The following is a 24,633-nucleotide window of genomic DNA, read 5'->3' as shown; positions in this document are numbered from 1 at the left end:
TTAAAGTGGGGGATGTAATATGACAAAGGGTTCAAAAGCAAGTAGTAGAGGAAATTTTGGAAAAAAACTTTACTACTATGAGGAGAATAAGATGTTTAGGAATAAAAACATAAGAAATATTATTGCATTTTTTATGGCTATATTTATGGCTGTGCAGATTTTATACACGCCATACTTAGAAGTTCATGCACAGGATGTGTCTGGTTCTGCTTATGAAGGAGATACAATTACCACAAATGTACGAGATGGATTTGTACAAAAAGCCTTTAGGAGAACCATTGATGTATGGGCAAGAAATGCAGATGATGAAAAGATAGATTCTAAAGCATATTTAGATGACGATGAAGTGGCTTATAATTGGAATGATAATGTAAAAACCAGCTATACATTTGATTTTTCAAATTACGAAGATGGACAACATACTATTAGAATCGTAGCAGGAAATGCCAGTGTGACATATAAATTTACCTTGCAAAAGGCTAAAGAAGGTGAGTTTATTGGATATGCTGTGTTTTCACTGGAAGCATTTACAATAAGTAAGGGCTATCTGGTTGAGCCAAAACTAATTCCGATTTATCAGGGAGAAACTTCTGCTCAGGTTCTTCTTAGATATCTGGATGATGAAGGTTATGCATATGATTATACAGGAGATCCAACCAGCGGTTTTTACCTGGCTCAGATTTACGGTTCAAATCATAAAAATGCATCAAAATATAATCCGGCACCAAAAACAGTTTTGGATTTGACAGGTGCAAAGCTTGAGGAAAATGTTGAGAGTGGTTATGGAGAAAGCTGCGGATTTGATGAAGACGATTATGAAAATGGAAAACTGGGAGAATTTGATTTTTGCTCATTTAGTGGCTGGATGTACTCAGTAGATAACGATTTTCCAAATGTAGGATTTGCAGATTATTATCTCTCACCGGGAGAGGTAGTAAGAATTCAGTTTACGGTAAATCTCGGAGTGGAACTGGGTGAAAAGGGTTATAACGAGGATGAGCCGGCTTATGTTACTGCCGATAAGGGAGAACTTACAGCCCTTATGGCAAGTGTAAATTCCTCAGATTGCAAGGAAGCGCTTCTTAATGATGGTGACATAGCTACCGCAATGAAAAAAGCTGAGGCAAATTGTCAAAATATGGCTTGTTCTCAAAATGAGGTTGATAATACCTCTAAAGAATTAAAATCGGCTATAGAAAAGAAAGAAGCTGAAATAACAGGAATTACTTTGGATAAAGAGGAAGCTGTAGCTCAGGTGGGTAGCACATTTAAGCTTTCTGCAAGCACAATGCCTGCTGGTTCAGCTTATTCAGGAAAAATGACCTTTAACAGCTCAAACACAGATATTGCCACTGTAGACAAGGATGGAAATGTAACAGCTTTAGCATTAGGTTCTTGTGAAATCATTGCTACCTTTGGAAAATTTGAAAAAAGATGTAGCCTGGAAGTAACAGAAAAGAAGGTTGAATTACAATTAAATATAACTCCACAGGATGCTATCGTAAATATTACAGATAGCGCAGGAGAACCTGTTGAAGACATTACAAAAGGAACATATGAATTATTAAGTGATACGGATTATAGTTTAAAAGTTTCAAAATATGGCTATAAAACTTACACGGAAAAAATAAATTTAAACAAAAATGAATCAAAGAACATAAATCTTGAAAAAGCTGCTGATGATGAATTGGAGAAACTTTCCTCTGACTGGAGTGACTTAAGAAACAGTAGCTCCAATAATGGAATGATTCCCGGACAAACTGCTATCACAGCAAGTCAAAGCCTTGAAAAATGGAGCAAAAAACTTGATAAATCCACTCTTTCGGAAGCTATTATAGTTGCTGATGACGTAGTTCTTACTTCAGGAAATACTATTTATAAAATTAATAAAAATACAGGAGAAGTTTCAAAAACAGCAGCACTTTTAGGAACAGCGGTTTCTGATATTTCTCCGGTTTATGCCCAGGGAATGATATTTGTAGGTTTATCCGGTGGAAAAGTTGAGGCTTTAAATGCCAAAACTTTACAATCCTTGTGGATTTACAGCAGTGATTTATCAGGAGATACCACAAGTCTTAAATATAATGAAGGATATTTATATTTTGGAATCAAAGGAGAAAAATATCATAAAAAATTTGTATGTCTTTCAACTACTGATGAAGATGTTAATAAAACAGATGAAGTAAAGGCATCAAGTTGGGAACATAATCTTTGGGGATACAATATTACCGGTGCTTATGTAAATGAAAAAGGAGTTTATTTCCTGGTGGACGGTCAGGAAAAAGCCGGCCTTTATGCTATTGATAAGCAGGGCGTGGTTATGGATTTTCAGGATGAATATTTTAAAGGAAAAATTTCCTCAGATTTATCCTACGATAAAGACAGTAACAGGATTATTTTTGCAACGAAGGAGGGTTATATTTATTCTGTTAAATTAACAGATGACCCGGACTATGATTTTCAAAGTATTAAGTCATATCAAATAAGAGGCTACTCAAGCTCAATTCCATTGGTACATAATGGAAGGGTATATGTTGGAAGTAATAATGGAAATAATAAAGAAATAGTTGTATTAAATATATCTAAAGATGGAGAATTTACAGAAAGTTACAGATATTCAACAGATTTCACGATTTTGGCTTCAGGATTATTAACTACTGCTTATGAAGATACATATGTTTACTTTACAGAAAATAAGACATCAGGAGGAATTATTTGCTTAAAGGATAATGTCGGACAGACAGAAGCTGACGTTAGTGAGATTTATCTGCCAACAGAAAATACCGCAGGCAGTTCTAAGAGTCTTATAGCTGATAAAAATGGAAATATCTATTATATAAATGATGCCGGAACAGTTACGGCAGTTGAAAAAAATACAGCATTTTTAAATGGAATAGATGTTACGGGAATATCAGCAATAATAGATAGTGGAAAGGAATTTGACTCTTCAAAAAAAGAACACACCATAGCTGTAGATGAAGGGACAACGCAGTTTACATTAAGCCTTAATCTCCCTGAAAACGCCTTAGCTACCATAAATGGACAGGCAGGTAAAGAAGCAAAAATAAGTGTATCAGGTCAAAAGACAATTACGGTAGTAGTAACAAAAGATGGAAAAGAAAGAACCTATATATTAAATATAGTTGATAAATCTCATGATGCTACTTTGGCACAGTTAGAAATCAGCAATGCGGTTTCTCGTACTACATCAAGATTTACACTTTCACCGGAATTTAAAGCAGATGTTACAGATTATACAGCTACCATTGATAAGAAAGTTACTTCAGCTATTAATATATGGCCCCTTTTAAATGATTCAAAGGCCAGCCTTAAAGTATATCCTGTATCGGAAATTGGAAGTAACACTGTGATTTTAGATGATGGCAGCATAAAATTAAGCGGTGAAGTAAACAAAAGAGAAAAATATTCTGTGTTCCTGGCAGATAATTCTGATACTGCCAAAGTCAGAGTGGAAGTAACTGCTGAAGATGGAATAACTAAAGAAAGTTATAGCGTAATCCTAAAACAGCAGGAAACATATCCGCCTATAATTAAAAATTTAAATTGTTCGGATAAAGACAGAACACTAACAGGAACAAAAATAAGCTTTGAGTCCAATGAAGATGGAAAATTATATTATGTGGTAAAAGCTAAAGGAAGCGAAGCACCGGATAGTGTTGAAATAATAGAGACTCTGGGAAAAACAGTTGTATACGGAGCAAACGAAATAACTATTGACGAACTTCCTGATGAAGGCTGTGAAATTTATTTTGTAGTAAATGACGGCACAAATACATCATCGATACAACATGTAAGCGTGGCAGCAAATGAAAACTATGAAAATAAGGTGGCTGCTGATGCTGTAGTAGAAAAAATAAATGAGATTACAAAGATTGAAGTAACAGATGAATGCAAGGCTTTAATAGAGGAAGCAAGAAATGCCTATGACAGCCTTAGGGAAGGTGCAAAAAAATTTGTACCAGACGATTCTTTAAAGAAACTTACAGATGCAGAAAAAGAATATAAAGAGCTTACAACTGTTTCAGATATAAGCTTAAAATCCACAAGTGCAACTTTATATGTAGGTGGAAAAGTAACCATAGTATCTGAGATTTCACCAGCTACAGCATTAAACAAAGAAGTTACTTATAAAAGCTCAAATTCAAAAGTGGCAACAGTAAACGTTAAAGGCATTGTTACAGCTAAAAAAGCAGGAACTGCCACAATTACGGTAACAACAAAGGATCAGGAAAAGACTGCAAAATATGTTGTAAAAGTAATAAATAATACTATTACCTTAAACAGCAAAAAAGTAGTTCTTTATACAAAAACAAAAACTTCAGCTACATTAAAAGCAACTGTAAGAGGACTTAAAAATACTGTTACCTGGAAAAGTTCAAATCCAAAAGTAGCAACAGTAAATGCTAAAGGCCTTGTAAAGGCGAAAAAAGCCGGAAATACTACAATTACAGCCACTGCAAATGGGGTAAGTGTAACTTGTAGTGTTAAAGTTGCAAAAGCTACTTTGACCATTAAAAAATCACATATCTCAATAAAAAAAGGAAAGACAGCTTACATAGGGGCAAAAGCCACACCAAAGGCAAAAATTACTTATAAATCATCAAACAAAAAAATAGCCTCAGTAGACTCTAAGGGATATGTAAAGGGCAAAAAAACAGGTCGTGTGAAAATAACTATAACAGCAAACGGGATAACAAAGAAAGTCGAAGTTTTTGTTTCTTGATGACTAAAAAAAGAGGGAGTGGCCATGCATATTGGGAAAGAAAAAAGAATTATTTCGCTCTTACTTATATTGCTGATGCTTATAGGAAGTGTAGATTTTTCTACACTTCCGGTATCGGCAGAAGGTGTAGAAGCAAATGATAACAAAGAAAAGAATAATAATATAGATACAAACTGGACTGATTTTAGGGGAAGTGATAATAACATGGGAATCACTTCTGCTAAAACTCCCCTGGATTCAGATGAAACCTGTATAAAGTGGGGGATTAATTCCCAAAGAGGAAAAATGTGTGCTCCTCTTATAGTGGGAGATTATATTGTAACTTGCGATGCAGCAGATGATAGAGATGTAATATTATGTAAAATAGACAGAAAAACCGGTGAAGTTGTTGTAAAAAGAAAATTAAAGGAAGAGTATGTAAACCCTAATTACCAGCTGATATATGCTGAAGGCATGTATATCAGTATCGGATATAATGGATGGGTAAGAGCCTATGATGAAAACACTTTGGAAACATTATGGTATTGGTGTGACGTAGATTTTACCTACAGAAAGACAATACAGTATTCTACAATTAAATACAAAGACGGTTATCTGTACGTAATAATATCCTGCGGTTATAACGGAGGAGATTATTTAATCTGTATGGAAGCAAAAGATGAAGATCCCACAACTTATCAAAAGAAAAAACTACTATGGTCCAAACTCATAATGCTTGATAGTCGTGGTTCGGGAGCCTATATAAATGACAAAGTGGTAATTATAGGAGACAGGGGACGGAAAAAAACAGGTAAATCTTCCTTATTTTCATTGTCAAAAACTACTGGTGAAGAAGTTGACAGTATCAGTGAGGAGCTCACAGGTGCTATATGCAGCTATATAGTATATAACGAAAGTGATGGAAGGGTATATTTCACCAGTGAAAGTGGATATTTGTATTCGGTAAAGTTAAATGATGATGGGACTTTTGATAAGGAATCCCTAAAAAGCCTTAAGGTGGGTGAAATGACCACATCAACCCCGGTTATTTATAAAAATAGATGCTATCTGGGACTTGGAGTAGTTGATATAGCTAAAGATGGCAAGCTGAGTATTGCATATACCTATGATACCGACAGATTTTCAAAATCTTCTGGTTTACTAACTACCGGATATGAAGAAGAAAGCGGTTACGTTTATGTTTACTTTTGCGATAAGGAACTTCCTGGAGGTCTTTATTGTATAAAAGATAAAGTCGGGCAGACAAAAGCAGACATCAGGACAATATATGAACCAAAAGGGGATTATTCCGGTGAAAGCATATGTTCACCAATAGCAGATGCCGAGGGAAATATTTATTACAGAAATGATTCCGGATATTTAATGGCATTGGAGACTAATCCGGCATTTATATCGGATATAAAAATCGAAGGAGGAGAACTAAACAGGGGAAAGGGATTTAATCCTGAAAAACGAGACAATCTTGTTATATATAAAAAAGATACAAAAAATGTTAAGCTTGTGGTTACTCCCCAGGAAGGAACCAAAATAACCATAGATGGAAAAGAAACAACGTCTATGGATATTACTCCGGATAAGGAAAAAACACAGATTGTAAATGTTAAGGCAAGCAAAGGAGGATATGAAAAAACATATAAATTTGAAATAAGATGTCTATCTGATGATGCCAGATTGGCAAATCTGTATGCTGCATACGGCACCAGCATAACAGAACGACCGTGTACTGTGGTAAAAGGTACTTCGGAGGATATATATGATTTTAAAGCGTTTGGGAATAGGAAGAGTGACATTTGTTTGTGGCCTGTGGCGTCTGATTCCAACGCAAAAATAGAAGTATTTCCACTAGATAATGTAGATAAACAGGTAATTGATAAAGACGGAAAAATAATAGAAAAGTGGCAATACGATGAGGGCTGCTATGATATCTATCAGGCAAAGGATTCGGATACGGCTTTTGTTAAAGTTGTGATTACGGCAGAAGATGGCATTACAAGTAATGAATACAAAGTATTGTTGTGTAATGAAAACTTTTATGCACCAAAAATAATAGACGTAACCACATCAAATGATGATAGAACCGATAATTCTACAGTTATCAGATTTAACAGTAATGAAGAAGGAACTTTGCACTATCTTGTAGTTAAACAGGGTGAAAGTGTAAGCAAAGAAAAAGTTTCAGATTCAGAATATACAAAAAGGGTGCTTTATGGAGATAATGCCATTGAAATAAATGATATTTCAGATGAAGCAGTTGATATATATTTTGTGGTTTCAGACGGAAAATATGAATGCGATTTAAAAAAAGTTGAAGTAAGCAAAGCCCAATATTATAAAGAGGCTTATGAAGAAGTAACTAAAAAAATTAATGCAATAGGAGAAGTTAAGCTTACAGATGAATGCAAAGCTTTAATAGATGAGGCAAGGAAGGCTTATGATGCCCTTACAGCTCCTGCAAAGAATGGATTTAGTGCAGATACGCTTAAGGTTCTTACTGATGCGGAAGCAGAATATACAAGGTTAAAAGAAGAAAAAGAGGCAATGGAAAGAAAGATTGCCCAGGATAAAGAGGAAGCGTTAAAGGTAGATGAAAAAATCCAGGCAATAGGGACAGTAAGTCTTGATAAGGAAAGCCTAGAACTAATAGAGGAAGCGCGAAAAGCCTATGAAAGCTTGACAGAAGATCAAAAAACCTATGTAACAAAAGCAAAAATCTTAGAAGAAGCAAAAGCAGAATATGTAAGGCTAAAAGAAGAAAAAGAGGCATTGGAAAGAAAAATTGCCCAGGATAAAGAGGAAGCGTTAAAGGTAGATGAAAAAATCCAGGCAATAGGGACAGTAAGTCTTGATAATGAAAGCTTAGAATTAATAGAGGAAGCGCGAAAAGCCTATGAAAGCCTGACAGAAGATCAAAAAGCCTATGTAACAAAAGCAAAAATCTTAGAAGAAGCAAAAGCAGAATATGCAAGGCTAAAAGAAGAAAAAGAGGCATTGGAAAGAAAAATTGCCCAGGATAAAGAGGAAGCGTTAAAGGTAGATGAAAAAATCCAGGCAATAGGGACAGTAAGCCTTGATAAGGAAAGCCTAGAACTAATAGAGGAAGCGCGAAAAGCCTATGAAAGCTTGACAAATGAGCAAAAAGAATATGTAACAGAACTGAAAGTTTTAGAGGAAGCCGAAGCTGAATATGGTAAATTATTAGAGGATAAAGAATACTGGGAAAAGACAGTTTCAGATATAAGCTTAAAATTCACAAGTGCAACATTATATATAGGTGGAAAAGTAACCATAGTACCTGTGATTTTACCTGATACAGCATTAAATAAAGAAGTTACTTATAAAAGCTCAAATTCAAAAGTGGCAACAGTAAATGCTAAAGGACTTGTAACAGCTAAAAAAGCAGGAACTGCCACAATTACGGTAACAACAAAGGATCAGGAAAAGACTGCAAAATATGTTGTAAAAGTAATAAATAATACTATTACCTTAAACAGCAAAAAAGTAGTTCTTTATACAAAAACAAAAACTTCAGCTACATTAAAAGCAACTGTAAGAGGACTTAAAAATACTGTTACCTGGAAAAGTTCAAATCCAAAAGTAGCAACAGTAAATGCTAAAGGCCTTGTAAAGGCGAAAAAAGCCGGAAATACTACAATTACAGCCACTGCAAATGGGGTAAGTGTAACTTGTAGTGTTAAAGTTGCAAAAGCTACTTTGACCATTAAAAAATCACATATCTCAATAAAAAAAGGAAAGACAGCTAACATAGGGGCAAAAGCCACACCAAAGGCAAAAATTACATATAAATCATCAAACAAAAAAATAGCCTCAGTAGACTCTAAGGGATATGTAAAGGGCAAAAAAACAGGCCGTGTGAAAATAACTATAACAGCAAACGGGATTACAAAGAAAGTCGAAGTTTTTGTTTCTTGATGACTTAAAAAATAAAAGAATTATTTCGCTCTTACCAAGCTTGCTGATACCTACGGAAAGTGTAGATATTTCTACGCTTTCTGGTATCGGCACAAGGTGAGTTAGCGATTGATAATAAAGAAGGGAAAGGAGAGTGAGAATAGCTGTAACAAAATTAAAAGTAAAAAAGTTAAGGTAACTAAATTCAAATTATTTTTGAAAGGACGGAATAATGTTAATTAAGAAAAACTTTAAAAAACTGGGAGCATTGTTTTTAGCAGCAACCATGTTTGTGGGAAGTGTGAATTTATCTACACTTTCGGCATTGGCACAAGACGATGGCTCAAATGGAAACGGGTTAAAAATTTTAAGTTCAGAATGGCCTGATTTTAGAGGAAATGCCAACAATATGGGTATTACTTCTACAAAGACACCTATAGATGCTGGTGCTGCTTCTCTTAAATGGGCTCGCAGAGTAGGCCAGGGAGTTTCATCTTCAGCAGTGAGCTCACCAATTATAGTAGATGGGAAAATGGTGGCTTATGCAGGAACGAATTTATACAAATTTGATTTAGAGACAGGCGAAATACTTGCCTGCCAGGAGATGGCTGCTGCAAGTTCATTTGCTATTAACCCACCGGCATATGCTGATGGCATGATATTTGTTGGTTTATCCAGTGGAAGAGTACAGGCTTTTAATGCAGAAACATTAGAACCATTATGGCTTTTCCAGGATGACAAAAAAGGCCAGCCAAACTCAACCATAAAGTATAACAATGGTTATATTTATACAGGATTTTGGAATTCAGAAAGAAAAGAAGCAAACTTTTCCTGTGTTGATGTAAGAGATGAAGATCCTACAAACAAATATGAAACAAAAAAAGCTGTTTGGTCACATGCTGCACAGGGTGGCTATTACTGGGCAGGTGCTTATGTAAATGACAAAGTGGCAGTTGTAGGAACTGATGATGGAGAATCAGGATGGACCAGTACAACTTCATCACTTTTATCCCTTGATAAGAAAACCGGTGAAGTAGTAGACAGCTTAACAGGAGAATTTACAGGGGATATTCGTTGTGACATGGCTTATAACGAAAGTGATGGTAGAATATATTTCACCAGCAAGGGGGGATATCTCTATTCCATAAAACTTTTAGCTGATGGAAAATTTGAACATGATTCATTAAAAAGCTTAAAAATCGGAGGAATGTCCACCTCAACACCGATTGTTTACAATAACAGAGTTTATGTGGGAATCGGAAGTGAAGATGGAAACTTTGCAAAAACAGGACATTATCTTGGAGTAGTAAATGTAGCAGAAGATGGAAGTTTAAGTTTTGCTTATAAATATGAAACTAACGGATATCCTCAAACTTCAGGTCTTTTAACTACCGGATATGAAGCTGAAACAGGTTATGTATATGTATATTTCTGCTACAATAATCTTCCTGGCGGAGTTTATTGCATAAAAGATAAGGCAGGTCAGACAACTCCTGATGTTTATCCAATATTCGAGCCAACCGGGGATAAGCAGCAATATGCTATATGTTCACCAATAGCTGATTCAAATGGAGTATTATATTACAAAAATGATTCAGCCTACATGATGGCGATTGAGACAAATGCTGCAGAAATCGCTGATGTGAAAGTTGAAGGTGGAGTTTTAAACAAGGGAAATGGATTCATTCCTGAACAAAGAGATAATGATATTGTTTTGGAAGAAAATGCCCAAAATGTTAAAATTTCAGTCACTCCAAAAGATGGAACAGAGGTTACTATAGATGGCCAGAATACAAATACTTTAGATGTGGCTGTAGTTGATAATAGTGTAAAAACTATAGAAGTAGTAGCCAAAAAGGGTGAATACACAAAGACTTATACATTTAATATAAGAGGAAAGTCAAGTAATACTGCTTTAAAAAACCTAAGTGCCTATACAGGTGCAATAACAGATAACTTAGCACTTACTTTAAGTCCGGCACTTTCAGACGATGTTAGTGAGTATAAATTAGCAACAAGCAGCGAATTTGTTAAAAGTATTATCTTAAATGTTAATCTTTCAGATTCCAATGCAAGCCTTGCTTTATATCCTGTAAGTGGAGTTAATACAAGCTCTACATCAATGAACAAAACAACAGGTGAAATTAAAGCCGCAGCAAATACAAGTTATAAATATACAATTAAGACAGTATCTGGCGCTGATGAAGCTGTAGTTAAGGCTGTTGTTACAGCAGAAGACGGTAAAACAAGCAAGGAATATAATATAACATTAAAGCAAAAGGAAGAACTTCCAAAAACTATTGTAACAGTAAATGTTGCAGGTCAGATGGCAAATGCTTACCTGATGGCACCGGCAGACTTAGAGGTTTATTCCGGTTTGGCAAAAGAGTATGGATTTAGCTATGCTGAAAATGTTAAGGCAGATGAAGTTACTACTTTAGATGTATTGGTTGCATATCATGCAGCTGTGTTTGGAGATGCATTTACAAAAGAAAATGCAGATGAATATCTCAAGGTTTCTTCATCAGGCTTTATAACAAAAGCATTTGGAGAAGATAACATTCCATTTAGCTTTACAGTAAATGGATATATGCCAAATGACGGAAAATACGAGGGTCAGTATGGCGCTACAGGTTATAACATTAATCAGGCTGTAGTTAAAGAGTCAGATAAAGTTGAGTTTTTAGTTTATTCAGATACCACGGGATGGTCTGATAATTATACATACTTTACAAAGGACGGTAAGAGAACAGATGAAATTACTGTACCTGTAAATGAAGATGTAACATTAAACTTAAAAGGATTTAGTTTGGCATACTATGGAACCTGTGAACCTGAAAGTGAAAAACAGCATATTACAGACATTGAAGATGCTCAAATAGCTATAGTAAAAGATGGGGTTGCTAGTGCTGTTGAAGGTGCAATCACAAATGAAAAGGGAAATGCAAAAGTAAAATTTGATACTGTGGGAAGCGTAAATGTTACAGCGCTTAGCACAAAGGACATGACAGCTCCAATATTTATGCCAAGCCTTACAGTAAATGTAGTAAGCACAGCCGAGTATTATAAAGCTGCTTATGAAGAAGTAACCCAAAAAATTAATGCAATTGGAGAAGTTGAACTTTCAAAAGAGAGCAAGGCTCTTATAGATGATGCAAGAAAAGCTTATGATGCTCTTAGTGATTTAGCAAAGAAAGAATTTAGTGCAGATACACTTAAAGTTCTTACTGATGCAGAAGCAAAATATAACGAATTAAAAGAAGCCAAAGAAAAAGAGGATAAAGATGCAGCTAATAAGGTTGTAAAACTTATTGAAGAAATTGGCAATGTAGATGCAAGTGATGAATGCAAAGAAAGAATTAATAATGCAAGAAAAGCTTATGAAACTCTTACAGATGAGCAAAAAGCTTTAGTTACAAATCTTGAAACTCTTGAACAAAATGAGGCTACATTTAAAGAAGTCAGAGTCCAGGCAAAAGCCGTAACATTAAATGCAAAAGTACAAAAAGGATATGAATATTTAAGAGCGGATGCTTCTTACAAGGTAATTCCTGGTCTTGCTAAAAAATATGGATTTAGCTATGACAAAATGGTTACAGAAGATGATGTAACAGCTCTTGATGTATTAGTAGCATTACATGAAGCAGTTTATGGCGATGCATTTACAAAGGAAACTGTAGGAGATTACCTCATGGTATCTTCCTCCGGAGTAATCCAGAAAATGTTTAAGGAAAAAACCACTGCAGTGGGATTTGCCGTTAATGGTGAAATGCCAAATGACGGAAAATATGAAGGAACCTATGGTGCAATGGGTTACCTGATAAATCAGGCTATTGTTAAAGCCAATGATAAGGTTGAATTCTTCTTCTATCAGGATACTGATATGTGGATGGATAAATATACATATTTCACAAAAGATGGACAGATGACTGACAGTTTAACAGCTGTTGCAAATGAAGAAATCACCTTAAATCTTGTAGGTTACTATTATGCATTTTGTGGAACCTATAAACCGGGAAGCCCACAGCAGGGAGTAGATGTTATTGAAAATGCTCAGATTGTTATTGTGGACAAAGATGGTAAGGTTACCAAAGTTGATAATGCAATTACAGATAAAAATGGAAATGCAAAACTTACATTAAAAGAGGCAGGAGAGTACAATATTTCTGCAATTGGAGCAACAAGTACTGCAGATAAAATTATAATGCCTACTCTTAAACTTAATGTTCTTTCAGTTAAAGAGTACTATAAAGATGTAATCGATAATGTAAATAATAAGATTAATGCTATTGGAACAGTAGCTCTTACAGATGAGAGCAAGGCTCTTATTGACGATGCAAGAAAGGCTTATGATGCTCTTACAGATAACCAGAAAACAGCAATTAGTGCAGATACACTTAAAGTTCTTACAGATGCAGAGGCAGAATATACCAAATTAAAAGAAGCAAAAGAAGCTGAAGAAGCAAAGATTGCAAAAGACAAAGAGGAAGCAGCCAAAGCAGATGATGCAATCAAAGCAATCGGAAATGTAAGTCTTACAGATGAAAGCAAGGCACTTATAGATGCTGCAAGAAAAGCATATGACGCCTTAACTACAGACCAGAAGGCATATGTAAAAGAATTAAAGACCTTAGAGACAGCAGAGGCAGAATATGTCAAATTAAAAGAAGCAAAAGAAGCTGAAGAAGCAAAGATTGCAAAAGACAAAGAGGAAGCAGCCAAAGCAGATGATGCAATTAAGGCAATCGGTGAGGTAGCCGCTACAAAAGAAAGTGGAAATCTTATTGAAACAGCAAGAAGAGCATATAATAACCTTACAGAAGACCAGAAAGCTTATGTAACACAGCTTCCTGCTTTAGAGGCAGCAGAAAAAGCTTACATAGAACTTACAACTGTTTCAGGAATTTCTCTTGCAGCAAAATCAGCAACACTTTATGTTGGTCAGAATGTAAGCCTTAAACCGGTTGTAACACCTTCAACTGCTTTTAATAAGACAGTAGAATTTATAAGCTCTAATGAAAAAGTAGTAACTGTTACAAAACAGGGGCTTGTAAAGGCAGTAGCTGCTGGAAAAGCAGTAATTACTGTTAAGACTGTAGACCAGGGATTAACAGCTAAATTTAGCGTAACAGTAAAAGCCAATACAATTACCTTAAATAAAACAAAAGCAACTCTTTACACAAGAGGTGCCAAAAAACTTACATTAAAGGCAACTGTAAGAGGTTTAAAGAGTACAGTTAAATGGACATCTTCCAATACCAAGATAGCAACTGTTAAAAACGGTGTAGTAACAGCTATCAAAACAGGAAGAGTAACCATTACTGCAAAAGCTAACGGAAAGGTTGCTAAATGCACAATTACTGTACTTGCTCCAACTCTTAAAGTTAACAAACAAAAAGTAACCTTAAAAGTAAATGGCAAAGTTAAACTTACTGTAACAGCAACACCTGCTACAAAGATTACCTACAAATCTTCAAATAAGAATGTGGTAAAAGTAGATGCAAAAGGTAATATTACCGCAGTTAAAAAAGGAACTGCAACAATTACAGTAAAAGCAAACGGACTTACAAAGACTGTTAGAGTAACTGTAAAATAAAAATCTAAAAAAGATAAAAAACTTAGGGACAAGGGCCGGGTTTTCCGGAACCTGTCCCTTTTTTTGGGAAATTATGTGGATAAAAATAATTTCCACAGGAATAAATGTGGATTATTTGGCATTTTTACTGTTAATTTGTATATTGTGCAAAAAGGAATTTCTATATATAATGTAATAAATGTATATTTAATTATGCATTTATCTATAGTTATTTGTGGAAAAATAACATATTTCGGTCAAAAATTAAAATCTAATCACAATTGTCAAAAGAAAGGAAATTAATTATGGGGATTAATAAATATCCGCACTTATTCCAGCCTATAGTACTGGGAAACAGGATTTTTAGAAACAGAATTTTCGCTTCTCCTACAGGTTATCAAAATATCAATGGGGATGGTTTTTTGAATGAAGGAGCAGCAGCATATTACGGAAGAAAAGCCATGGGTGGTGTTGCAAGTGTAGCTACCTTTGAAGGTGTTGTAGATGGAGAATTCGGAAAAGGTGGTTCCGGACATATATGTCTTGATACTCCCCGTATCGAAATGAATCTTGGAAGAGTATCCTATGGAATCAGCCAATATGGAGCAGTTGCAACATTAGAACTTCAGCATTGTGGAATGTTTGCCAACAGAGATCTGGCAATGTTTGGAGGAGCTGGAAAAGGGATTGCTTATGGCCCGGTAGAATGTGAATATGGTGGAAGACATATTCAGGGAATGACAGAAGAAATCATTGAAAGAACCATAAACAAGTTTATTGATGCAGCAGTTTTAGCAAAGCGTTTAGGCTTTGGAATGGTTTTAATTCATGCAGGTCACGGCTGGGGCTTACACCAGTTTTTATCACCGATTACCAACACCCGTACGGACAAGTGGGGTGGAAAAGACATAGAAAACCGTTGTCGTATGCTTATTGCCATCATAGACGGAATCCATAAAAAATGCGGAAAGGGATTTCCTGTTGAGGTAAGAATCAGCGCTTCAGAATGTTATGAAGGCGGTTATGGAATAGAAAACGGAATTGCCATAGCATGTCAGCTTGAGGGACATGCAGACCTTATCCATGTTTCAGCAGGAAATCATGAAGTAGACGAGGTATTTACAATTACTCATCCAAGCATGTTCCAAAAGGATGGTTGTAATGTATATCTGGCAGAAGAAATTAAAAAACATGTAAAAACTCCGGTAGCAACCATTGGAGCTTTAAGCGACCCGGAACTAATGGAAGAAATTATCGCTACAGGAAAAGCAGATGTAGTTGAACTGGGAAGAGAGCTTATGGCAGATCCGGATTTTGTTAATAAAATCAGAACTGGAAATGAAGATAGTGTTAAAACCTGTATGAGATGTCTTTCCTGTTTCTCCAGCGAACTTACTCATGGTGAGCCATATTGTGCATTAAATCCGGAATCCGGTCGTGAACTGGAAGTAAAATATGCTATTCCGGCTCCAAATGTTAAGAAAAAAGTTCTTATTATCGGAGGAGGCTGTGCCGGTATGGAAGCTGCCATAACCTCCGTAAAGAGAGGCCATGAAGTAATATTATGCGAAAAATCAAGTCGTCTTGGAGGAGTTCTTCGTTGCGAAGAAAATGTTGATTTCAAGAAAAAACTTGAGAAATACTTAAATCAGCAGGAAACAATTATCGGAAAAATGGCAATAGATGTCAGATTAAATACAGAAGTTACCCCTTCCTATGCAAAAGAGGTGGGAGCAGATGTAATAATCGCAGCCTTAGGGGCAAAACAGCTTGTTCCAAACATTAAGGGAATTGATAATAAAAATGTCTACGGTGCAATAGATGCCTACAAAAAAACCGGTGAATTAGGAGAAAGTGTGGTTATTTTAGGAGCCGGACTTGTAGGAGTAGAACTGGGACTTCATTTAAGAGCCCTTGGCAAGAAAGTAACCATAGTAGAAATGACCGACCACATGAATGACGGTGGTAACTTCCTTCATATGTCCGGAGTTCGTGTGGAAGTGAAAAAACGCGGTCTTGAAATAAAATTTGAGACAATGGCAAAAGAAATCACAGAAAACGAAGTTATTTGCCAGCATGATGGTAATGAGGTTAAATTTGCAGCTGACAGCGTAATTTATGCAGTGGGAATGGTACCTCTTACAGATGAATTAATGAAACTTTATGATTGTGCAAATGAATTTTATCCAATAGGAGATTGCGTACTTCCTTCAAATATCACAAATGCCACTACAACAGCCTACATGACAGGTATGAATCTTGGCAGATGTTAGGATAAAGAAAAAACGACATAAAAAAATTTAGAGGCCTTAGTATTATACTAAAGCCTCTTTTATAATTAAAACATCTATATTAAGCTGCATCTTTCATCTTGTTTTCTTCTGGAGAAAATTCGTAATCATTTCCCGGAAGAATTGCATTTAAGATGATACCTGCAATAGCTGCAATGGCTAAGCTTGTAAGAGTAACTGTAGTCTGACCGATTGTGAAGGTGATTCCTGATGAAAAACCTAATCCGCAAACTAAAATTACGGCAGAGATAATAAGATTTCTGGATTTTGTAAGGTCTACATTATTTTCTACAACATTTCTGACACCAATGGATGAAATCATTCCATAAAGAATAAAGCTGACTCCACCTACGATAGAAGCAGGAATAGAACCGATAATTACTGAAACCTTAGGAATAAAACTTAAAACTATTGCAAAGCAGGCTGCAATACGGATAACTCTTGGGTCGTAAACACGGCTTAACTCTAAAACTCCGGTATTTTCACCATAGGTTGTGTTTGCAGGGCCGCCAAATAAAGCAGAGAAAGAAGTTGCAAGACCGTCACCTATAAGGGTTCTGTGAAGTCCCGGTTCAGCTAAAAAGTTCTTTCCAACAGTAGCTGAAATAGCAGACATATCACCGATATGCTCCATCATTGTTGCAATGGCAATAGGTGCCATAACTAAAATTGCGCTAATATCAAATTTGCAGATTTGAAAATCCGGTAAACCGATAATACTTGCACTTGCAACATTTGAAAAATCAAGAATTGCAGAGCCGTCTGGATTTGTCATACCTGCCTGATGCATTATAAAGGCTACCAAATATGAAACCAGAACTCCCAAAAGAATAGGGATTATTTTAAACATTCCTTTTCCCCAGATATTTAAAACAACTATAACAGCAAGAGCGATAAGAGCAATAAGCCAGTTTGTTGATGCGTTTAAAATAGCTGAAGGTGCAAGGGTAAGTCCTATACAAATAATAATAGGTCCGGTAACTACAGGGGGAAGAAAACGCATTACTTTTTTAATTCCCACTAATTTAACGATAAGAGCAAGCACCAGGTATAAAAGACCTGCCACCACGATACCGCCACAGGCATAAGGTAATTTCTCACCCATGGTCATATCCGCAAAAATGCCGGTATCTAATTGGGAAACTGTAAGAAATCCACCTAAAAAAGCAAATGAGGAACCAAGAAATGCTGGAACCTGAAGCTTTGAACATAAGTGGAAAAACAATGTTCCGATACCGGCAAAAAATAACGTAACCTGTATTGAAAGGCCTTCTCCGTTAAAATAACTGTTAACTGTAATAGGGACTAATATTGTTGCGCCAAACATGGCAAACATATGCTGTAATCCCAGTAGAAGCATCTTGGGAGTGCCAAGAGTGCGAGCATCAGTGATGCCCAATTTCTCCATATTTTCTTTCATTTTGAACTCCTTTTTGCATTTGATAGAAATTCCCAAAAGGGAACTGGACAAAAAAACACCTGTAATATATTAAGAAAGAAAAGATGAATTGTCAACAAAAATAATTATAAAAAATATAAGTATTCGGTATTAATACCATGAACACTCTTGAATACTAAGGCTAAAGAAGTTATAATTTAATGATGTGAGTTTAATCTCAGGTCGGATGTTTAAAATATTTTCTTATTTTAGACAAATTCATATCAGGAGGCGAAAAGATGTACAAAATATATAAAACTGATAATAGTATACTTGTAGAAAGACCGGATTTCGAGGATGAAATCTGGATAAACATGATAGCGCCCGATATGGATGAGTCCAGATTGATTGCTCAACATTACAATGTTGATTTACGGGATATCAGAGCTGCACTTGACGAAGAAGAAAGTTCCCGTGTGGAGTTAGAAGAAGAATATACTCTTATGCTGATGGATATTCCCTCAGAAGAGATTAGAAATAATCGTAATGCCTACACCACAATTCCCCTTGGTATTTTAATAGTAAAAAATGCCATAATTACAGTTTGCAATGAGGACAGTATTGTTCTTGCACCTTTCCTTAACAACAGCTTTAAAGGGGGATTTAGCACAAAAAAGAGGATGCGATTTATCTATCAGATATTATATAGAACTGCTGTGGTTTATCAGCTTTATCTTAGAGGCATTGATAAAAGAAGAACAGAAATAGAAGACCGTGCCAGCAGAAATGAAACAGAAGAAAGTGATCTTTTTGATTTACATGAACTGGAATCAAACCTGGTATATTTCGCTACCTCACTTAGTGCAAATAAAGTGGTATTAGAAAGAATGACCCGCTATGAACGCATAAAACAATACCCTGAAGATAAGGAATTACTGGGAGATGTTATAGTGGAAAACGGACAGGCTATGGAAATGACCAATATTTACAGGGATATTGTTCATGGTACCAGAGAGCTTATTTCCACCATTATAAATAACAAACTAAATGACATAATGAAAATCCTTACCTCGGTAACCCTAGTAATGGCTATACCTACGGTTATTTCAGGCCTTTACGGAATGAATGTAAACAGTGTGGGAATGCCTTTTGCAAATGAAGAAAGCGGTTTTGCCATTATCTCGGTTATTACCATTGTTATATGTATAATTACTTTGATATTACTTAGAAAAAAGAGAATGTTATAATTGAATTGACAGGATAATACAGAAAGGAGTCCGACTTGGAAAAGAAAAAAGTTGTAGTAGGCATGTCCGGAGGTGTGGATTCCTCAGTTGCAGCCTATTTGTTAAAAGAAGAAGGCTATGATGTAGTTGGAGTAACCATGCAAATCTGGCAGGACGAAGACGAATGTACCCTGGAAAAACAGGGGGGCTGTTGCGGACTTTCAGCAGTGGAGGATGCCAGAAGAGTTGCAAGGGTTATTGGAATTCCCTACTATGTCATGAATTTCAAAAAAGAATTTAAGGAAAATGTTATAGATTATTTTATAGATGAATATAAAAGAGGCAGGACACCAAATCCTTGTATAGCTTGTAATAGATATGTCAAGTGGGAAGCTTTATTGCAAAGGGCTTTGGAAATAGGTGCCGATTATATTGCCACCGGTCATTATGCAAAAATATGCAAAAGTGACAGTGGAAGGCTTACTGTTAAGACTTCCGTAACCTCAAAAAAAGACCAGTCCTATGCCCTTTATAATCTCACCCAGTTCCAGTTAGAACACACTTTAATGCCTGTGGGGGATTATTCAAAAGATGAAATCAGAGAAATTGCCCAAAAAGTCGGGATTCCTGTGGCCAATAAGCCTGACAGTCAGGAAATATGCTTTGTTTCGGATGATGATTATGCAGGATACATTGAAAGAGAAACCGGAGAGAAGTTTAAAGAAGGGGATTTTGTGGATGAAGAGGGAAATGTTATAGGAAGACATAAAGGAATCATTCACTACACCATAGGTCAAAGAAAAGGATTAAATTTAGCTATGGGGCATCCGGTTTTTGTAAATAAATTAGATGTTGAAAAAAATCAGGTGGTTATAGGAGATTCCCAATCGGTATTTAAAGATATTTTATATGCAGACAATGTAAATTATATGGCATGGGACAAATTCAATGAGCCTAAAAGACTTTATGGAAAGATAAGATATTCTGCAAAGCCTATGCCATGTACAGTGACTCCAATGGAAGATGGCAGGTTAAAAGCCCTTTTTGATGAGCCTCAAAGAGCTATAACTCCGGGGCAGGCCGTTGTATTTTATAATGACAATAATGAAATCGTCTGTGGAGGCACGATTTGTTAAATTTATTATATTTATGAATAATTTGAACGCAGGTGCACAAAGTGCCACTGCGTTCATGAGGAAGTAGCGAAGCGGATTCCGAATGTCCGCTTTACACAAAGAAGTTTCTTATCCATATAAAAATGGATGGGGAACTTTTTTTGTGATAAATGTCTTTTGTTACATTTTATTGACACAGTTGCGTTAATACTTTACACTAGTATAATGGTAAAGAATAGTAGTTTTAGCAAGAACTACTTTCTATGTTTTGAAAGGAGAAAAAATGGGAAATTTTGTAACAGAACTAGGAAAAGTGCTTGAAACCGTAGACAGCTTTGTCTGGGGACCGGTAATGCTTGTTTTGCTGGTTGGTACAGGTATTTTTCTGACCTTCAGGCTGAAGTTTTTACCCTGGAGGAATTTGGGTTATGCCTTAAAACTTACTCTTAGTAAGGAATCAAGAAAGAAAGGTAAGGGTACAGGGGATATTTCTCCATTTTCTGCCTTGACAACGGCATTGGCCGCCACAATTGGAACAGGTAATATTATAGGTGTTGCTACGGCATTGGCATCTGGTGGACCGGGAGCCATGGTATGGATGTGGATATCAGCCTGTTTTGGATTATCGTCAAAATTCAGCGAATGTATGCTGGCTTTAAAATATAGAGAAGTTAATGATCATGGTGAGATGACCGGCGGACCTATGTATACCATGAAAAACGGCTTTAAAAATAAAAAAATAGGCAGTTTATTAGGTTGGCTTTTTGCCTTATTTACAGTAATTGCCTCCTTTGGAATCGGAAATCTTACACAGTCAAATTCTATTGCAGATACATTAAAAACCACATTTAATGTTTCAACTGTCCTTACCGGTATAATAATAACCGTATTGGCACTAAGTATTATTTTAGGTGGAATTAAGATAATATCAAAAGTTTCACAGGTAGTAGTACCTTTTATGGCTATTTTTTATGTAGTATGTGGTCTTATTGCCATTGTTGGAAATTACAAAAATTTACCTGAAGGCATTTCAATGATGTTTTCAATGGCATTTAGTGTAAAGGCAGTAGGAGGCGGTCTTTGCGGTACAATTACAGCTTCTATGATGCAGGCTCTCAGATTCGGTGTTGCCAGAGGAGTATTCTCCAATGAGGCAGGACTTGGTTCAGCAGCAGTTACAGCGGCAGCCGCAAAAACTGACAACCATGTAAGACAGGGTTATATAAATATGACAGGTACATTCTGGGATACAATAGTTGTATGTACCATCACAGGTTTGCTTATTTGCAGTTCAGGAGTTTTAGGAACAATTAATCCTTCAACAGGGGAGCTTTATACAGGAGCTGCTCTTACCATAGCTGCTTTTAATACGGTATTCACCTTCGGGGGAGTAGAAGTAGGAGGCTGGCTTGTAACCCTTGGAATTTCACTTTTTGCCTTTTCCACTATTTTAGGATGGGAGTATCATGGGGAAAAAGCCTTTGAATATCTGTTCCAGTCACCAAAATACAATATAATTTACAGAATTATCTTTTCATTGGTGGTTTTCGTGGGAGCGACAACTTCACTGAAAATAGTATGGAGTTTTTCAGATATAGCCAATGCCCTTATGGCGATTCCAAATCTTATTTCAATGTTGGTATTAAGCAATGCACTGGCAAAAGATGTATTTGAGTTCCAGGAAATATTAAAGGCGGAAAAAAAGAGCGATAACAAAAAACAGATGGTTGCCTAGAATTCTCGCTTGTAAAGTGATACCTATGTTGAATAAATACTTGATTTCTAATCATAATCATGTATTTACAGACTATTTATAAATAATTAATCAATTATTAGACTTAGTTAATTGATTTAGGGGAAGAGCTAATGTATTATAAAAGCAAGTTCGAAGGAGCTTACTTAATTAGATTTTAAGTTATAATTTTCTCCCCTAAATACATACTATAAAAAACACAAGAAAAGAAGTTATCATATTTTTATGGTAACTTTTTTCTTGATTTACGGCTTGCTTGCGAAAGATGATGTTTTGATTTAAAATATTTCTTAGGTTTGTTGAAGGAAAACTATTGATATTTGAAAGAGAGGGTAATAAAAAATGATAAAAGGTGTATATCTTTCCGTAGAAGATGACATGAGTCAGGTAAAAAACATCAGGGAAAAGGTATTTAATGAAGAACTGAAAGTACCTAAGGAAGCCAATACAGACGGATTAGACAAAATGGCCATGTCTGTAATTCTTGACCACGAAGGAAAAAAAGTTGCAACAGGACGCATGAGATTTGACGGTGAAGAATTTATAATGGATCAGGTAGCTGTTCTTAAAGAGGAAAGAGGACAGGGATATGGAGATTTTGTTGTAAGAATGCTTCTTGACAAGGTATTTATGTCAAACGGTACAGATATAAATACAGATGTTGTAAAGGGAACAGAAGGTTTCTTTGAAACCATAGGCTTCTGGGTAACAGGGGAAGAATTTAAAGACGAAAAATCAGGTCTTACCCTTGTGCCAATGAAAGCACAAAAGGGTAAGATTAAGACTCAATGTCAGGGACATTGCTAATTTTAAAGTAAATGTTTAAAGTGATGCTTATTAATCTGATATCCTTTAAAAAGATTTTCCAAATGAAAAGTTTCAATAAGAGAGCATGCTTTGTCTGTCATACAGACCAGTATGCTTTCTTTGTATTTTGGAGGAAACGGTGTCAAAGGAAACATGTGCTTAACAATAATATCAGTTTCAATATCTGATAAATCATAATGCTTCCTTGCGTTATTTAAGGCACGATATGGATGAGTAAAGCCGTGAAGCCTGTGATACTTATTCTTTTCATGCCAGTCGTAAAGAAAATAGTCATGTAAAAGGGCTGCCTTAAGAAGATTTTCTTTGTTGATATTCAAATTAAAAAGAATGGCCCATAAGAGGCTATAATAAGCTACATTAATACTGTGCTCTAAAACCGTAACCCTCCCATGTTGTATATGCTTAATTGATTTTGAAAGGTCAGTTTCCTTAAGAATTGTTTTTATCATATCAGAAAACAATAAATTGCTTTCTTGGTCTATTATTTTCTTCATAAATATTTTTCAAGCCTGCAAATCTGATTTTTAAAGGCAGGCAACTCCTTTCCCTTTGCCGATTTATTCCTAAATCATTATAGTTAGAAGTTCTTGTAAAAGCAAATGATAATATTATTAAGAAATTATAAAAGTAAAACACCGAATTTTTTTAATAAATGGTTTTACATTTTTATATAAATGTGATATTATTATAAAGTTCAAGTGCATAAGCACTTTCGTTTTTTCGGGGTGTGGCTCAGCTTGGTAGAGCGCTTGGTTCGGGACTAAGAGGTCGTGGGTTCGAATCCCGTCACCCCGATTGCTTTTACAATTAAAAAACTTTTGGACAAAGTGCAAATTAAAGAACTGCTTTTTTAAGCGGTTCTTTTTCTTTTTATAAAACGCCTTCCACAAATGTTAAAATATCATCTACAATAGTTTTACAACATTAAAGCGTTAATTCAAAAAAGATTGCATTTAAAAAAATTTTGACTTAAAATATATACACTTGGCAGGGGCATCGAAAATCAGTCAGATTTTCGGGCAATTAATTATCCAAAACCCGGGATACAGGCCTTAGGGATTCGTGAAATAGTACATTATGTTAGATTTTAATACATTTTGGGAAATCTTACGGATTTACGGGTAAAGCAATAAAGCATTGCCCCGGGTTTATGGTAAAAAATAAAGTGGATTAAAAAATTTTTACTTAAGCGTAGTTGAAAGGAGAAAATGTAATGGAAAAGAGAATTATCAGTACAAGTAAGGCACCGGCTGCAGTTGGTCCATATGTGCAGGCAGTAGAAAAAGGCGGATTTTTATTTGCATCCGGTCAGATTGGACTTGTTCCTGAAAGCGGAGAGCTTAGGGAAGGCATAGAAGCACAGACAAAGCAGGTATTAGCTAACATTGAAGCTGTTTTAAATGAAGCAGGATATAAAAAATCAGATGTATTAAAAACCAGCGTATTTCTTAAGGACATTAACGACTTTGCCCTGGTGAATGAAATTTACGGTGACTTTTTTGGAGATGACAAACCAGCTCGTTCATGCGTTGAGGTTGCAAATCTTCCAAAAGGAGCACTTGTTGAAATAGAAATAATAGCAGGAAAGTAGTTCTAAAAAAGCCCTATTGCATAAAATTGCAGTAGGGTTTTATTTATACATATTTTTTGCAAAATTTAACTGTGATAAAAAATACTCCAAAACCAGCTATATCTTTTCTTTAAAATCCTTATGAATAAAATGAGATACTTCATTATAAAATTTTCCCGTACCCCTTCACAACATAAAAACTTCTTTTGTTGCTAAATTGCTACATAGACAGGGTCAAATATGT

The 24,633-nt window shown here is 35.6% G+C and carries 11 protein-coding genes and 1 tRNA gene; 10 read left to right on the top strand and 2 right to left on the bottom strand.

Translation table 11 applies throughout. The features are described from left to right. Positions 1-19 precede the first annotated feature (19 nt). The 4 genes from BM153_RS02930 (at position 20) to BM153_RS02915 (ending at position 16,501) form a co-directional block, all read left to right on the top strand. A complete protein-coding gene (locus BM153_RS02930; RefSeq protein WP_092870590.1) occupies positions 20-4,744 on the top strand; it encodes an Ig-like domain-containing protein in 4,725 nt (1,574 codons plus the stop codon). Between the two features lie 24 nt (positions 4,745-4,768). After that, on the top strand, positions 4,769-8,674 hold the full coding sequence (locus BM153_RS02925; protein WP_092870588.1) for an Ig-like domain-containing protein: 3,906 nt from the start codon (positions 4,769-4,771) through the stop codon (positions 8,672-8,674). A gap of 211 nt (positions 8,675-8,885) precedes the next feature. Next, the gene (locus BM153_RS02920; RefSeq protein ID WP_092870586.1) at positions 8,886-14,249 is read left to right on the top strand and encodes an Ig-like domain-containing protein; all 5,364 of its coding nucleotides are present in this window, start codon (positions 8,886-8,888) and stop codon (positions 14,247-14,249) included. A gap of 284 nt (positions 14,250-14,533) precedes the next feature. Next, a complete protein-coding gene (locus tag BM153_RS02915) occupies positions 14,534-16,501 on the top strand; it encodes an NAD(P)/FAD-dependent oxidoreductase (RefSeq protein WP_092870584.1) in 1,968 nt (655 codons plus the stop codon). A gap of 79 nt (positions 16,502-16,580) precedes the next feature. On the opposite strand, the gene BM153_RS02910 is transcribed toward BM153_RS02915, so the two are convergent. Beyond that, entirely contained in the window at positions 16,581-17,939 is a 1,359-nt protein-coding gene (locus BM153_RS02910; protein ID WP_092870582.1) for a uracil-xanthine permease family protein, read from the bottom strand. Between the two features lie 257 nt (positions 17,940-18,196). Between BM153_RS02910 and BM153_RS02905 the strand changes: the two genes are divergently transcribed. The 4 genes from BM153_RS02905 (at position 18,197) to BM153_RS02890 (ending at position 22,798) form a co-directional block, all read left to right on the top strand. Beyond that, positions 18,197-19,144: a magnesium transporter CorA family protein gene (locus BM153_RS02905; RefSeq protein WP_092870580.1), complete on the top strand. Its 948-nt coding sequence runs from the start codon at positions 18,197-18,199 to the stop codon at positions 19,142-19,144. Between the two features lie 35 nt (positions 19,145-19,179). After that, a complete protein-coding gene (gene mnmA, locus BM153_RS02900) occupies positions 19,180-20,259 on the top strand; it encodes a tRNA 2-thiouridine(34) synthase MnmA (protein ID WP_092870578.1) in 1,080 nt (359 codons plus the stop codon). Between the two features lie 262 nt (positions 20,260-20,521). Continuing rightward, entirely contained in the window at positions 20,522-21,973 is a 1,452-nt protein-coding gene (locus BM153_RS02895; RefSeq protein WP_092870576.1) for an alanine/glycine:cation symporter family protein, read from the top strand. 360 nt (positions 21,974-22,333) lie between these two features. Continuing rightward, complete coding sequence (locus BM153_RS02890) at positions 22,334-22,798, top strand: GNAT family N-acetyltransferase (protein ID WP_092870574.1); 465 nt, start codon at positions 22,334-22,336, stop codon at positions 22,796-22,798. A 2-nt stretch (positions 22,799-22,800) separates the two neighbouring features. On the opposite strand, the gene BM153_RS02885 is transcribed toward BM153_RS02890, so the two are convergent. Then, positions 22,801-23,313, bottom strand: a complete 513-nt coding sequence (locus tag BM153_RS02885) for an HD domain-containing protein (protein WP_092870572.1) — start codon at positions 23,311-23,313, stop codon at positions 22,801-22,803. Between the two features lie 227 nt (positions 23,314-23,540). Between BM153_RS02885 and BM153_RS02880 the strand changes: the two genes are divergently transcribed. Beyond that, a tRNA-Pro gene (locus tag BM153_RS02880) sits at positions 23,541-23,614 on the top strand. Positions 23,615-24,032: 418 nt separating this feature from the next. Beyond that, entirely contained in the window at positions 24,033-24,410 is a 378-nt protein-coding gene (locus tag BM153_RS02875) for a RidA family protein (RefSeq protein WP_092870570.1), read from the top strand. The last annotated feature ends 223 nt before the right edge of the window (positions 24,411-24,633 follow it).

The sequence above is a fragment of the Acetitomaculum ruminis DSM 5522 genome, assembly GCF_900112085.1.
In the GTDB taxonomy this organism is placed as follows: domain Bacteria; phylum Bacillota; class Clostridia; order Lachnospirales; family Lachnospiraceae; genus Acetitomaculum; species Acetitomaculum ruminis.
This window is presented reverse-complemented; position numbering and strand designations above follow the sequence as displayed.